General features: G+C 69.9%; 11 protein-coding genes. 6 read left to right on the forward strand and 5 right to left on the reverse strand.

Going from position 1 to position 13,052, the window contains the following annotated elements:
• Positions 1–3 precede the first annotated feature (3 nt).
• Together ACWIE7_RS09525 and ACWIE7_RS09530 are read right to left on the reverse strand one after the other, a co-directional pair.
• Complete coding sequence (locus ACWIE7_RS09525) at positions 4–1,365, reverse strand: alpha/beta hydrolase (protein ID WP_454057434.1); 1,362 nt, start codon at positions 1,363–1,365, stop codon at positions 4–6.
• The gene (locus tag ACWIE7_RS09530) at positions 1,362–2,123 is read right to left on the reverse strand and encodes a phosphatase PAP2 family protein (RefSeq protein ID WP_454069123.1); all 762 of its coding nucleotides are present in this window, start codon (positions 2,121–2,123) and stop codon (positions 1,362–1,364) included. The genes ACWIE7_RS09525 and ACWIE7_RS09530 overlap by 4 nt, the downstream gene beginning before the upstream one ends.
• A 209-nt stretch (positions 2,124–2,332) precedes the next feature.
• Here ACWIE7_RS09530 and ACWIE7_RS09535 point away from each other — a divergent pair, with 209 nt between their 5' ends.
• The 4 genes from ACWIE7_RS09535 (at position 2,333) to ACWIE7_RS09550 (ending at position 7,120) form a co-directional block, all read left to right on the forward strand.
• Positions 2,333–4,585, forward strand: coding sequence for a catalase (locus tag ACWIE7_RS09535; RefSeq protein WP_454069124.1), 2,253 nt, complete (start codon positions 2,333–2,335; stop codon positions 4,583–4,585).
• A 44-nt stretch (positions 4,586–4,629) separates the two neighbouring features.
• The gene (locus ACWIE7_RS09540; protein ID WP_454069125.1) at positions 4,630–5,157 is read left to right on the forward strand and encodes an SRPBCC family protein; all 528 of its coding nucleotides are present in this window, start codon (positions 4,630–4,632) and stop codon (positions 5,155–5,157) included.
• 37 nt (positions 5,158–5,194) lie between these two features.
• Positions 5,195–6,004: an alpha/beta fold hydrolase gene (locus ACWIE7_RS09545; protein WP_454069170.1), complete on the forward strand. Its 810-nt coding sequence runs from the start codon at positions 5,195–5,197 to the stop codon at positions 6,002–6,004.
• 117 nt (positions 6,005–6,121) lie between these two features.
• Positions 6,122–7,120 carry an IS481 family transposase gene (locus ACWIE7_RS09550; RefSeq protein ID WP_454069126.1) on the forward strand — a complete coding sequence of 333 codons (999 nt, stop codon included), beginning with the start codon at positions 6,122–6,124 and terminating at the stop codon, positions 7,118–7,120.
• Between the two features lie 7 nt (positions 7,121–7,127).
• Here ACWIE7_RS09550 and ACWIE7_RS09555 read toward each other — a convergent pair whose 3' ends face one another.
• A complete protein-coding gene (locus ACWIE7_RS09555) occupies positions 7,128–8,549 on the reverse strand; it encodes an MFS transporter (RefSeq protein ID WP_454069127.1) in 1,422 nt (473 codons plus the stop codon).
• 140 nt (positions 8,550–8,689) lie between these two features.
• On the opposite strand from ACWIE7_RS09555, the gene ACWIE7_RS09560 reads away from it, so the two are divergent.
• Positions 8,690–9,214: a hypothetical protein gene (locus ACWIE7_RS09560; RefSeq protein WP_454069128.1), complete on the forward strand. Its 525-nt coding sequence runs from the start codon at positions 8,690–8,692 to the stop codon at positions 9,212–9,214.
• Between the two features lie 43 nt (positions 9,215–9,257).
• On the opposite strand, the gene ACWIE7_RS09565 is transcribed toward ACWIE7_RS09560, so the two are convergent.
• The gene (locus tag ACWIE7_RS09565; protein ID WP_454069129.1) at positions 9,258–10,226 is read right to left on the reverse strand and encodes a TIGR03620 family F420-dependent LLM class oxidoreductase; all 969 of its coding nucleotides are present in this window, start codon (positions 10,224–10,226) and stop codon (positions 9,258–9,260) included.
• A gap of 118 nt (positions 10,227–10,344) precedes the next feature.
• On the opposite strand from ACWIE7_RS09565, the gene ACWIE7_RS09570 reads away from it, so the two are divergent.
• Positions 10,345–11,634: an acyl-CoA dehydrogenase family protein gene (locus ACWIE7_RS09570; protein WP_454069130.1), complete on the forward strand. Its 1,290-nt coding sequence runs from the start codon at positions 10,345–10,347 to the stop codon at positions 11,632–11,634.
• Positions 11,635–11,964: 330 nt separating this feature from the next.
• On the opposite strand, the gene ACWIE7_RS09575 is transcribed toward ACWIE7_RS09570, so the two are convergent.
• Positions 11,965–13,020: an esterase/lipase family protein gene (locus ACWIE7_RS09575; RefSeq protein WP_454069131.1), complete on the reverse strand. Its 1,056-nt coding sequence runs from the start codon at positions 13,018–13,020 to the stop codon at positions 11,965–11,967.
• Between the last annotated feature and the right edge of the window lie 32 nt (positions 13,021–13,052).

Below are 13,052 nucleotides of genomic sequence, written 5' to 3' on the forward strand. Positions count from 1 at the left end.
CGCTCAGGCGATGAGCCCCATTCGCCGCGCCAGCCACGGCAGCTCCAGGCGCAGGCCTTCGGACCACACGGCGTAGCTGTGCCCTCCGGGCAGTTCGGCGTAGCGGACGTCCGCACCGGCCCGCATCGTGGCGTCGTGGAGCGCGCGCACGCCCGGCCCGTACTCGGCGTCGTCGGAGCCCACGACGAACGCGCCGGCGAGGCCGGGGAACGGCCGGCTCGCGAGCAGGTCGGCGGGGTTCGCGGCCCGGAACGCCTCGGCGTCGCCGCCGAAGAACGTCTCGATGGTCTTCTCACGACTGCCGATGGTCGGCTCCGCCTGGGCGGACATGGCGAGGAAGTTCGGGTAGACCTCCGGCTCGGTGAGCGCGAGCTGGAGAGCACACGTCCCGCCGAAGGACAGCCCGCCGATCGCCCACGCCCCCGGGCCCTCGTCCACCTGCAGGGAGGCGCGGATCCAGTCGGGGACGTCCCGGGCGAGGTAGGTGTGGGCGTTACCCCGCGGCGAGTCCACGCACAGTGTGTTGGCCAGCGGCGATCCGATAGGGTCGGCCACCACGATCACCGGGGCGAGCCCGGCGTGGTCGGCGGCGAACTCATCGGCCACCACCGGCAGGCGCCCCGAACGGACCCAGTCCTCGGGGCCGCCGGGTTGCCCCGCCATGAGCACCAGGACCGGCAGGAGCGGCCGCGGCTCGGCGAAATAGGCGGGCGGCAGATAGACCCGGGCCGGGCGGGCCTCGAATCCCGAGGCGGTCCCCGGGAGCGGGGTCTCGACCACCGCGCCGGTCGCCGGCATCCCCGGCGGCGGTGTCCACACGGACTCGAGCGTGACCCCCGGCTCGAGGTCCCCGCCGACCGTCGTCGCCGTGCGGCCGGTTACCTGCTCGAGCGACATGGTCCGGTACTCCCGCAGGCCCAGCAGCATGCCGACCGAGGAGAACTCGGCGTAGACACGGTTGACGTGCCCGGCCGCCGCCATCACGACGAGCAGCAGGGCCACGACCGCGGCCACCGCCCGCCACGGTCGGCGAGCCCGTACCTCCACCGCGGCGCCGCCGGCCCCCAGCAGCACACCCAGCAGACCCACCCCGATCCAGAGGTAGACCCCGGGCGGGATCGCGTCAGGGAACGGCCGCAGCACCTTCTCCACGAGCAGCGCACCCGCGAACGTGACGGCGGCCGCGACGAGGACCGACAGCGGCAGCACCCGGGACCACCACCGGCGGGCTCCGCCGCCCGTCGAACCGAGCGCGCCGAGCACCACCGCGCCCACGACGAGCGCCGCCCACACCGCGATGAGACCGGGAACCCCGAGGAGCGGGCCGCTGAGCGGGGGGTCGGCGGCCGCCTGCACCCACGTCACGGCGCCGCGCCCCCGGCCGGGCCCACTCCCTCGGAGGGCCCGCCGACCGGCCCGACCCACGGCCCGGTGCGGCCCGCCCTACGCCGACGGGACGCACCGTCCAGCACCATCACGACGACCGTCACCCACAGCACCGCCACGCACCAGCCGGCGAGGATGTCGCTCGGGAAATGCACGCCCAGATAGATGCGCGAGAGACCCACCACGAGCACGTACACCGCCCCCACGACGATCGCGGTCCACCGCCACCGGGTCGACCAGGCAATCACGACGAGGGACGCCGCGAGCGACATCGACGCCATGGCGTGACCGCTCGGGAACGAGTACGAGTGCTCCACCACCAGGTGCTCCCAGAAGTCCGGTCGGTCCCGTTGGAACACCGCCTTCAACGCCGTGTTGAGCAGGGTCGAACCGATGACCGCGGCCGCGAGCAGGGCCGCATCCCGGCGACGTCCGCCCCACCACAGCAGCCCGGCCCAGACGACCGCGATGATCGGCACCACCACGAGACCGCCGAGTTCGGTGGCCGCTGTCATCGTCGTCGTCACCACCGGCGACGCGCGCTCGTTGAGCCACACCATGATCGAACGGTCGTAGGGCAACGCACCGAAGGTCACCACGTCGGAGGCCAGGCTCACGAACACCAGCAAGGGCAGCAGGAACGTCAGCCCCGCCGCCGCGAGATGCAGCCAGGACCGGGGCGGCGGCGCGGGTTCCGCGGGTGAGCCATGCGGGTCGGACAGGGACGGGGTCGGCACCTCACCGACCCTATTACCAGCGGCCCGGCCCCGGGGGCGTGTCGGCGGGGTCGGCGCAGCGTACGCCTCCCGACGTCCGCGACTGGTTGCGCGCCGCGGCAGGAGTGGCACAGTGACTCCCCACCGGGCCTGCACCGGCCCGGCATACACACGACCACGACGAGAACCGTCCCTGCCGCGCGAGCGGGTCGGCTCAGCGAAGGAGCATCGTGTCCGCCAAGAAGCCCGACCCCCGAAATGCCGCCGAGAAGCTCGTCGACAAGGCCGAGAAGGTCGCCGACGACCTCACCGACGCCCTCTCGCCCGGCGGCGACGTCGTCCCCGGCGCGCCCGGCTCGGAGCCGCCGAGCGTCGACGAGCCCACCGAACCCACCGATCCCCTGCCGCCCAAGCCGGACCAGAAGGGCGCCACCCCGCACAGCCCCACAGGCGCGCCGTCCAAGGACAGCGAAGACGCGCAGCGTCAGCAGGGCGCGTACCTCACCACCGCCCAGGGCGCCCGGTTGTCCGACACCGACCACTCGCTCAAGGCCGGCCGCCGCGGACCCGTGTTGCTGCAGGACCACCACCTGCGCGAGAAGATCATGCACTTCGACCACGAGCGCATCCCCGAGCGCGTGGTCCACGCCCGCGGCGCCGGCGCGCACGGCGTCTTCCGCGCCAACGGCGCCGCCGCCAGCGTGTGCAAGGCCGGCGTATTCGCCGAGGGCAAGGAGACCGAGGTCTTCGTCCGTTTCTCCACCGTGCTGGGCAACCGCGGCTCCGCCGACACCGTCCGCGACACCCGCGGGTTCGCGACCAAGTTCTACACCGACGAGGGAACCTGGGACCTGGTCGGCAACAACATCCCGGTGTTCTTCATCCAGGACGCCATCAAGTTCCCCGACGTCGTCCACGCCGCCAAGCCGCACCCGGACCGCGAGATCCCTCAGGCCCAGAGCGCGCACGACACCTTCTGGGACTTCGTCTCCCTGCACACCGAGGCGCAGCACCACACCCTGTGGAACATGTCCGACCGCGGCATCCCGCGCTCGTACCGGATGATGGAGGGCTTCGGCGTCCACACCTTCCGGCTCATCAACGACGCCGGTGAGACGAACCTGGTGAAGTTCCACTGGAAGCCCCACCTCGGCGTCCACTCGCAGGTGTGGGAAGAAGCCCAGATCACCGGCGGCATGGACCCGGACTTCCACCGCCGCGACCTGGCCGACGCCATCGAGGCCGGTGCCTTCCCCAAGTGGGACCTCGGCATCCAGGTCTTCCCCGACACCGTCGACGAGAACGGCGTCAGCGAGATGTTTCACGGCATCGACCTGCTCGACCCGACCAAGATCGTGCCGGAGGAGCTCGCACCGGTGCAGGTCATAGGCACCATGGAACTCAACGGCAACGTCAAGAACTTCTTCGCCGAGACCGAGCAGGTCGCGTTCCACCCGGGTCATCTCGTGCCGGGCATCGACGTCACCAACGACCCGCTCCTGCAGGGCCGGTTGTTCTCCTACCTGGACACCCAGCTCACCCGCCTGGCCGGGCCGAACTTCGGGCAGATCCCCATCAACCGCCCGCACGCCCCGGTCAATGACATGCTCCGGGACGGCTTCCATCAGCAGGCCGACCACGTGGGAGTGGCCCCGTATCAGCCCAACTCCCTCGACGGAGGCTGCCCTTTCATGGCGGGCACCACCGATGGCGCTCTGGTCGAGGTGGCTCAGGAGATCGCCGACGCGCAGATCGAGCGCCGGTCTCCCGCGACGTTCGACGACCACTTCTCGCAGGCCACGCTGTTCTACACCAGTCTCACCGAGGTGGAGAAGGAGCACGTCGCCGAGGCGTACACCTTCGAACTGGGCAAATGCTACGAGGAGGCCGTCAAGGTACGGCAAGTCGAGAAGCTCGCCCACATCGACCACGACCTGGCAGTCACCGTCGCGGCCGGGCTGGGCCTTCCCGCGCCCGCGAAGGTGCCCGTCGCCGAGGTCGTTACCAGCCCGGCGCTGTCCCAAATCGGGAGAGAGTGGCCCTCCGACGGGCGCCAGATCGGCATACTCGTCACGGAGAACTCCGACCCCGCCGTGGTCAAGGAGCTCGAGCAGGCCGTGTTCGGCGACGACATGGTCCCGCTCGTGATCGGCCCGGTCGGCGGCCGGCTGGGCGAGGGTGAGCCCGACGCGACGGTCGCGGTCTCGCGGACCTATCTCACGCAGCGGTCCATCGAGTTCGACGCCCTCGTCGTCGTGGACCTCCCCGCCCACCCGAGGACGGACATCCTCATCAGTGAGATGTTCCGCCACAAGAAGGCGATGGCCACCCTGGTGCCGGTCGACCGCTACGTCGACTTCGGCCTGGCCTCGGACACCCCGGGCGTCGTGGCAGTGGACGCGGCGGCCGACGTGCTGCCCGCACTGAAGCCGCTGCTGGCCGCCCACCGTGTGTGGGAGCGGCCCGACCCGGCGCGGGTCTGAGGGACGGTCTCCAACGGGCCGGTGCCCGGGGTAGCGTCGCCCGCATGACGGACAGTGAGAAGCACGGCCAGTCCGACGGCGATGCGACCCCCGGGCGCCGGCTCGAAGCCCGGCGGGTCATCCCCGCTCCTCCGCAAGAGGTGTTCGCCGTGCTGTGCGACCCCGACGGACACGTGGCGATCGACTCCTCCGGGATGCTCCAGTCGGCCGAGGGCGCGCAGGTCACGGCGGTCGACGACCGGTTCGTGGTCCACATGGACCGCGAGTCGCTCGGCGACTACGACCTCGGGCACTACGACGTCACCGTGATCATCACCCGCTTCGATCCCGGCGCGGAGATCGCCTGGACCATCGACGGCGCCATCAAGCCCCCGATCGGCCACACGTACGGGTACCGTCTCACCCCGGTCGAGGAGGGCTCCGCCACCGAGGTCATCAGCTACTACGACTGGTCCGAGGCGCACCCGGAGTGGCGTGACTCGGGCGTCCTGCCGGTGCTCGACGCCTCGGCGCTCAAAGCCACGCTCGGCATCCTCGAGCGGGCCGTCCGGAGGGGGTACGTCCGTGGCTGAGTCACGACCACAAGAGATCTACGTCGAGCGTGACGGCATGGAACTGCGCGCCGTCGACACGGGCCCGGCGGACGGCGAGCCGGTCGTGCTCCTGCACGGCTTCCCGCAGCGCGCCTCCAGCTGGGATCGTGTCACGCCGCTGCTGCATGCCGACGGACTGCGGTCGATCGCGCTCGACCAGCGCGGCTACTGCGCCTCCGCCCGGCCCCGCGGGCGGCGTGCCTACCGGATCTCGGAGCTGGTGGGCGACGTGATCGCCCTGCTCGACACCGCCGGTCTGGCCGACGCCCACGTGGTGGGGCACGACTGGGGCGCCGCCGTCGCGTGGGGCCTCGCCGGTAACCACCCCGAGCGTGTCCGGTCGCTGACCGCGGTCTCGGTCCCGCACCCGGCGGCGTTCCTCAAGGCGATGGTGGTCTCCGACCAGCTGCTGCGGTCCTGGTACATGGGCTTCTTCCAACTGCCGCTGCTGCCGGAGCTGATCCTCACCTCGGCCGGGCCGCTGCCCGCCCGGGCGCTGGCCGGGATGGGGATGACCCGGGAGATGATCGAGCGCTACCGCGCGGAGATGGTCACCGACGGCGCCGTCCGCGGCGGCCTGGGCTGGTACCGCGCACTGCCCTTCGCCTCGCCCCGGGGCGCGACCGCGCGGGTGCGGGTGCCCACGACCTTCGTGTGGAGCGACAACGACGCGGCGCTCGGCCGCGGCGGCGCCGAACTCACCGAGCGGTACGTGGACGCCGACTACCGGTTTCTCGAGATGAACGGGGTCAGCCACTGGATCCCCGACGAGCGGCCCGTCGAGCTGGCGGAGGCGATCGTCGCTCGCGCCCGCGACGCGGTCTAGGTGTGATGTCCAGGGAGGTTGTCCCGACTCGCGTTGGTGAGTTCGGCTGACAGGTGAAGGCCTCCGGTTGTGAAGTGGAGCTGTCTAGTTCTTCGCTTCACAAACCAGGAGGCCTTCGTGTCCCACGCTAACGCGACCTTGACCCCGCGTACCCGTTTGCGGTTGGCAAAGCTGATCGTCGACGACAAATGGACCTACGCCGCGGCAGCAAAAATGTTCATGGTCGCGCCCCGCACGGCTAAGAAATGGGCTGACCGATACCGGTCCGAAGGCCCAGCTGGCATGGCCGACCGCAGCTCCAAGCCCCGCACGAGTCCGAACCGCACCCGCCCTGAGATGGTGCGCAAGATCGTGCGACTGCGCTGGCGAAACCGACTCGGTCCGATCCAGATCGGCGGCCGGCTCGGCATCCCGGCCTCGACCGTGCACGCGGTACTCGTGCGCTGCCGGATCAACCGACTCTCGCGAATCGACCGGGTCACCGGTGAACCCCTGCGCCGCTACGAACACCAGCGGCCCGGCTCACTGATCCATGTCGATGTCACCAAGTTCGCCAACATCCCCGACGGTGGCGGCCACCGCTTCGTCGGCCGGCCACAGGGCGGAAAGAACGCCAGAGCCACGGCCCACCGCACCGGCGAACGAGGACGTCACTACAGGCCCAAAATCGGGACCGCATACGTGCACACCGTCATCGACGACTACTCCCGCGTGGCCTACGCCGAGATCCACACCGACGAAAAAGGCGCCACGGCCGTCGGCGTCCTTGAACGCGCGGTGGCCTGGTTCGCCGACCGAGGCGTCACCGTAGAGCGGGTGCTCTCCGACAACGGCTCGGCCTACATTTCTCACGATTGGCGCAAGGCCTGCATGAACCTAGGAATCACCCACAAGCGCACCCGGCCCTACCGGCCTCAGACCAACGGCAAGATCGAGCGATTCCACCGCACCCTCGGCGACGGCTGGGCCTACGCCCGCTTCTATGACTCCACCGAAGCCCGCAACTCACGACTACCGTCCTGGCTGCACTTCTACAATCACCACCGAGCCCACTCCGCCCTCGGAGGCCAGCCACCGGTCACCCGACTGACCAACCTCCCTGGACATCACATCTAGGCGCGCGTCAGTCGTCGTCGGATGCCCACGGCGGCGGGATCGCGGCCGCCACGGCCGCGGCCAGCAGGGCCATCGCCCCGCCGAACACCAGCCCTGTGCGGAGCCCGAGCTCGGAGGGGACGAACAGGCCCTCGAAGTCGGTGGACATCTGGGTCAGGATCACGCCGAGTACGGCCGCCGAGGTGGTGGTGCCGATCGACCGCATGAGTGTATTGACGCTGTTCGCCGACCCCATCTCCGTCCGCGGGACCGATGCCATGATCAGCGCCGGCATCGCCCCGTACGCGAGACCGACGCCCGCGCTGATAACGATGCCGGTGGTCATGACACCCCACGTGGAGCCCATGAGGAACAGTCCGGCGAAGTACCCGGCGGAGATGACGAGCGCACCCAGGATCAAGGTGGTCTTGGGGCCGCGGTTGTTGATGAGTCGGCCGCTGATCGGGGAGACCGCCATCATCGCCAGCCCGGCGGGGGCGCTCCACAGGCCCATCGCGACCATCGACTGCCCCAGGCCGTGCCCTGTGGCGATCGGCAACTGCAGGATCTGCGGCAGGATCAACAGCTGCGCGTACAGTCCCATCCCCACGGTGACCGAGGCGATGTTGGTCATGAGCACAGGGCGACGGGCGGCCACGCGCAGGTCAACGATCGGCGAGCGGTGCCGCAGCACCCACAGACCCCAGACCGGGAAGGCGACCGCGGCGAGCAGGAACAGGCCCAGCGTGAGCGGCGAGGCCCAGCCCCAGTCCGCCCCCTTGGACACCGCCAGCAGCAGCGCGACCAGCCCCACTCCCAGGCCGAGCGCGCCGATCAGATCCAGCGTGCCGTCCGGCTTGGCCGCGGGAAGAGTCTTGAGCCGGACGGCCATCAGCAGCATGATCCCCAGGCCCATGATCGCCGAGCCCCAGAACATCCACTGCCAGGACCCGTACTGGGCCAGCGCGGCGGCGGCCGGCAGCCCGAGCGCGCCGCCCACCCCGAGCGAGGAACTCATCAGCGCGATAGCGGGTCCCAGTCGCGCGGGCGGGAGGATCTCCCGCATGGCCGCGATACCGATCGGGATCACGCCGATCCCTACGCCCTGCAGCGCGCGGCCGATGAGCATCGCCCATAGTGATCCCGAGAGAGCGCAGAGCACAGAGCCGAGCACCATGACCGCCGTGCAACCGATCAGGACGTACTTCTTCGGGTAGAGGTCCCCGAGGCGTCCCATGACCGGTCCCGCTACCGCGCCGGCGAGCAGGGTGATGGTCACGACCCACGAGGCGTTGACGGCGCTGGTGTTCAGGATCGAGGGCAGCAGGGCCAGCAGCGGGATGACCAGCGTCTGACTGAGCGAGACGACGATCCCGCCGAACGCCAGGACCACGACGAGGCGGTTGTCGTCTCGCCGGGCGGCATCCGCGCCGCGCACCTGTGCACTCATCCCGTGTCCTTCCGAAGCCCTTCGTCGGACATTACAGACAGGTGTTGAATCCGTTCTAATCCCTGATTCGTGGGGACGGTGACCGTTCCGATACCCGTCCGTGCTTGTCCGAGCAGAGACGCACTGACATGGTCACGGAGATGACCACCACCGATATGACCCGACGCCCCACCCGCCGGCGTCCCGCTTCCGCGGGGCCCCTCGCCGTCGCCGCGACCGTCGCCCTGGCCACGGCCGTCATGATCCCGGCCAACGCGAATGCTCAGGACTCCTCGGCCATCCCCGAGCTGTTCCCCGCCCAGAACCGCCTCGTCGCCCTGGGCGGGTCCCCCACCGGACAGTGCTTCGGTGCCGTCTCCACCTCGATAAATCCCGACGCCTACCCCAACTCCGCTTCCGTCGGCTGGGCGTTCGGCGTCCTCGGGGTGGGGCCCTGCGATCTCACGGTGACCTTGTCCTGGAAGAACCTGGACACGGGCGCCACCGGCGAGAAGACCGCCCACGTTCCGGCCCCGCGGATCTCCGGCGGCGTCCCGGACCCGATCAACCACCCCTACGAGGCGATCATGAACACCGGTGGCGGGCCGATCGAGTACACCCTGACCACCGACGGCGGCGCCGTCGCGGGCCCGATCACCATCACCACCCCGGCATACACCGGCTGATCCGACCCGCCGGGCCCGACCGGCCCGCTCCAGGCGCAGCGAATCAGCCGAGCAGTGCCTGCCCGGCCAGACGCCAGTCCGCCACCGGCGGGACCAGCACGTTCTCGCCAAGCACCTGCACGAGCACGGTCGAGGCGCCGGCATCGAGATGCTCCTGCACCCGCGCCCGCGTGGCCTCCAGCCCGCGCGTGACCAGCGCCGCCCTGAGCCGGTCGCTGCCCCCGCGCACGTAGTCGGACTCATCGAACCCCTGCCGGGTCCACGAGTTCCGATAGTTCGGCAGACCCGTGTAGACGTTCAGGTGGTCGTGGGCGCGGGACCGCCAGAGCTCGTCGTCATCGTCGACCCCCTCGGCCACCACCGCGGCGGTCTCCACGACCAGGGCCGGGCCGTCGTCGGCGGTCCCGCCGAGGATCTCGCGCGCCTGGGCGGTGTGCTCGGGCAACGTCAGGTACGGGTGCGCGCCGGCGGTGCGGTCGCGCGCCAACTCCAGCATCTTCGGGCCCAGCGCGGCGAGCACGACCGGCGGCATCACGTCCTCACCCGCGGCGAGCGCGCGCGTGCCGTCGAGTGCGTCGAGGTACTCGCGCATCGCCGCGAGCGGTCGGCCGTAGAGGTGCCCGCGATGCCGCTCGACCAGCGGCGCGTGCGAGACGCCCAGACCCAGCACGAACCGGCCCGGGTGGAGCGCTTCGAGCGTGCGGGCGGCCGCGCCGGCTGCGGAGGCGTCGCGGCCGTAGATGTTGGCGATGCCGGTGCCGATCACCATGCGTCGCGTCGCGCCGAGATACATCTGGGCGGCGGTGAACGCCTCCCGGCCCACGGCCTCGCCGAACCAGAGCGAGCCCCAGCCCTGGTCATCGAGCTCGCCGAGGACATCGGGGAGCTGCGCGGGCGTCAGACCCTCGAGGGAGCCGGTCCACAGTCCGACGCGACCCAACTGGCCGCGGCCGGCGGGACGGCCCGCGCTGCTGGCGGTGGTGCTGGCGGTCGGGTCAAGGTTGCCACTCATATCCCAGAGTGTGCCGGACTTGGACGGCCGTCTGGGCCAAACGCCCGCGGCCACCACGGGGCCGGTCCAGACTGGCCGGGAACGTGTTGCAGAACAGCACCGAGGAGACGAGACGCCGATGTACGAGTGGTCCGAGACCGACCTGATGATCCGCGACGCCGTGCGGGCCTTCATCGACAAGGAGATCCGCCCGAACCTCGACGCGTTGGAGAGCGGCGAGATCCCGCCGTATCCGACCATTCGGAAGTTGTTCGCCGAGTTCGGAATCGACGCCATGGCACGCGACGGTGTGGAGAAGATGCTGGCCCGGGAGCGGGCAAAGGCCTCCGGTGAGGACGACGACGACAACGCCGCCGGCACCTCCGACACCGAGCGCGGTGGCGGTGCCTTCGAGGGGCAGGACTCGCTGATGGCCGTGGTGACCAGCGAGCTGGCCGGGGTGTGCATGGGACTGGTGTCGGCGCTCGGGGTGAGTCTCGGGCTGGGGGCCACGACCATCATGTCGCGGGGGACGCTGGCACAGAAGGAGCGCTGGCTGCCGGGGATCGTGACCATGGAGAAGGTGGCCTCGTGGGCCATCACCGAGCCGGACTCGGGCTCGGACGCGTTCGGCGGGATGCGGACCTACGTGCGGCGCGACGGCGAGGACTACATCCTCAACGGCCAGAAGACGTTCATCACCAACGGCCCGTACGCGGACGTGATGATCGTCTACGCCAAGCTCGACGAGGGCGCCGCGGGCGGTTCGTCCGGAGGCACGTCTGCTGAGGACAAGCGCAATCGCAAGGTCCTCACCTTCGTACTGGACAAGGGCATGGAAGGGCTGACCCAGAGTGCGCCTTTCGCCAAAATGGGACTGCACAGTTCCCCCACCGGCGAGCTGTTCTTCAACGACGTCCGCCTGGGCCGCGACCGGCTGCTCGGCGAGTCGGAGGAGGGCCGCGGCGGGGACGGGCGCGAGTCGGCGCGGTCGAGCTTCACCGCCGAGCGGACGGGCGTGGCGATCATGGCGCTCGGGATCATCGAAGAGTGCCGCCGGCTGTGCATCGACTACGCGCGTGAGCGGACGCTGTGGGGCCAGGAGATCGGGAAATTCCAGCTCATCCAGCTCAAGCTCGCCAAGATGGAAATCGCGCGGATCAACGTCCAGAACATGGTCTTCCACTCGATCGAGCGCGCCCGGGCAGGGAAGCCGCTGTCGCTGGCGGAGGCGTCGGCGATGAAACTGTACTCGTCCGAGGCGGCCACGGACGTGGCGATGGACGCCGTGCAGCTGTTCGGCGGCAACGGTTACATGGCCGAGTACCGGGTGGAGCAGCTGGCCCGCGACGCCAAGTCGCTGATGATCTACGCGGGCAGCAACGAGATCCAGGTGACCCACATCGCCAAGGGGCTGCTGGCGCGGTGAGACCGTCGGCTACCGTCGAGCGCTTTTCCTCACCGTAATCTCGCGTCGACACCGATAACCAGACCTTATGTAAAGTTATGTCTTAGAATTACGACCTGCCGCTCCGGGTTTCCGCTTGGGGAATCTTTTTGCCGCCCACGTACGCAGGTCGACCGAGGTCAGGCCGAGTGGTGCCGCCGATCGAGTGGTAGCTGAGCCTGCGTTTGTACCTGGGCGCGGCAAGCTCCCTCTCATTGCGGGTCAGCACAACCGTCGCGTCCACGTCGCGCACGATCATTGGTCCCAGGTCTCCCCTCGCACACTTCATCCAAAGATCCCACCCGGCTCACCTCACCCGCCAAGCACCGGGAAGGACATCGTGCACGGGGTCTCCACCACGTACGACGGGTCCAGGGCGTGCAGCACGTGGGCTATCGCCGCGGGGTTGAACGGGATGCTCAAGTGCTCCGTGAAGTTCGTCGCGCACGCGTCCTGCAGGCGGATATTGGTCACGTCTGGACCCGATGGGAGCCACGGGTCGGTGACCGGCAGAAAACCACTGACCCACGGGGTGACGATCCAGTCGCGGTCGGTGGCGATCACCGTGTAGCTGGGGCCCGGCGTGACCCCACCCTCGTTGAGGCGGCGGATCAGCTCCGAGTCGGTCCTCTGCTCCGCGATCGCCGGACCCAGCGCCGCGAACAGGACCTCGTTGAACGGCGGGGTGGTGAGCAGCCCCCAGAACGACGTCCCGTGATTGTCGGGCGCCAAGCCGACCAGGTTCGCGACCTTGTCCGCCCCCTCCAGGTACTTGATGTATAGGCGCGGCATCATCCCGCCCTGCGAGTGGCCGATGATGTCCACCTTCTCGGCGCCGGTCTGATCGAGGACGCCGTCGACGAAGTCGGCGAGTTGCCGAGCGGACTCCATCACCGGCCCGGTGCCGCCGACCTTGAACGACCCCGGTGCCCCCGGACGCCACGCCTCGACCTCCTGCCCGTAGTTGAGGGTGAACACGCAGTGACCGGCGTTGCGCAGCACCGGCGCCAGCGCCCACCAGTTGAAGGTCCGATTCTCGAGCGTGCCGTGGACCAGCACCACCGGCCGGGGATGCTCGGGTGTGAGGACGCAGCCGGGGTCGTCGGCACCTGGTGGCGGGGTATCCGGATTGAGCGCCGCGTTGGCCAGGGCATCGACTATCGAGAAGTTGGTGGGGAACGGACCGTCGGGCAGCGAGGCGACGAGTTCCGGCGCGGCCACGCTGCCCGTGCTTCCGGTGAACGGCTGCGGCCCGGACCCCTGTGCTGACGCTGCCGGTGCGGCGGACGCCGCGATGACTACCGACAGGATGGCCGTCAGCCACCGAGCCGGTGGCCCGGATCGGGCTCGGCGGGAAGAAGATTTCATTGACTGTCCTCACTGTGCTCCGCGCCGACCCG

The sequence above is a fragment of the Dietzia sp. NPDC055343 genome, assembly GCF_053645265.1.

Excerpts from the sequence above, each read along its gene's own strand:
- ACWIE7_RS09540 (WP_454069125.1), top strand. The coding sequence starts at position 4,630 with ATGACGGACAGTGAGAAGCACGGCCAGTCCGACGGCGATGCGACCCCC.
- ACWIE7_RS09545 (WP_454069170.1), top strand. The coding sequence starts at position 5,195 with ATGGAACTGCGCGCCGTCGACACGGGCCCGGCGGACGGCGAGCCGGTC.
- ACWIE7_RS09555 (WP_454069127.1), bottom strand. The coding sequence starts at position 8,549 with ATGAGTGCACAGGTGCGCGGCGCGGATGCCGCCCGGCGAGACGACAAC.
- ACWIE7_RS09560 (WP_454069128.1), top strand. The coding sequence starts at position 8,690 with ATGACCACCACCGATATGACCCGACGCCCCACCCGCCGGCGTCCCGCT.
- ACWIE7_RS09565 (WP_454069129.1), bottom strand. The coding sequence starts at position 10,226 with ATGAGTGGCAACCTTGACCCGACCGCCAGCACCACCGCCAGCAGCGCG.
- ACWIE7_RS09570 (WP_454069130.1), top strand. The coding sequence starts at position 10,345 with ATGTACGAGTGGTCCGAGACCGACCTGATGATCCGCGACGCCGTGCGG.
- ACWIE7_RS09575 (WP_454069131.1), bottom strand. The coding sequence starts at position 13,020 with ATGAAATCTTCTTCCCGCCGAGCCCGATCCGGGCCACCGGCTCGGTGG.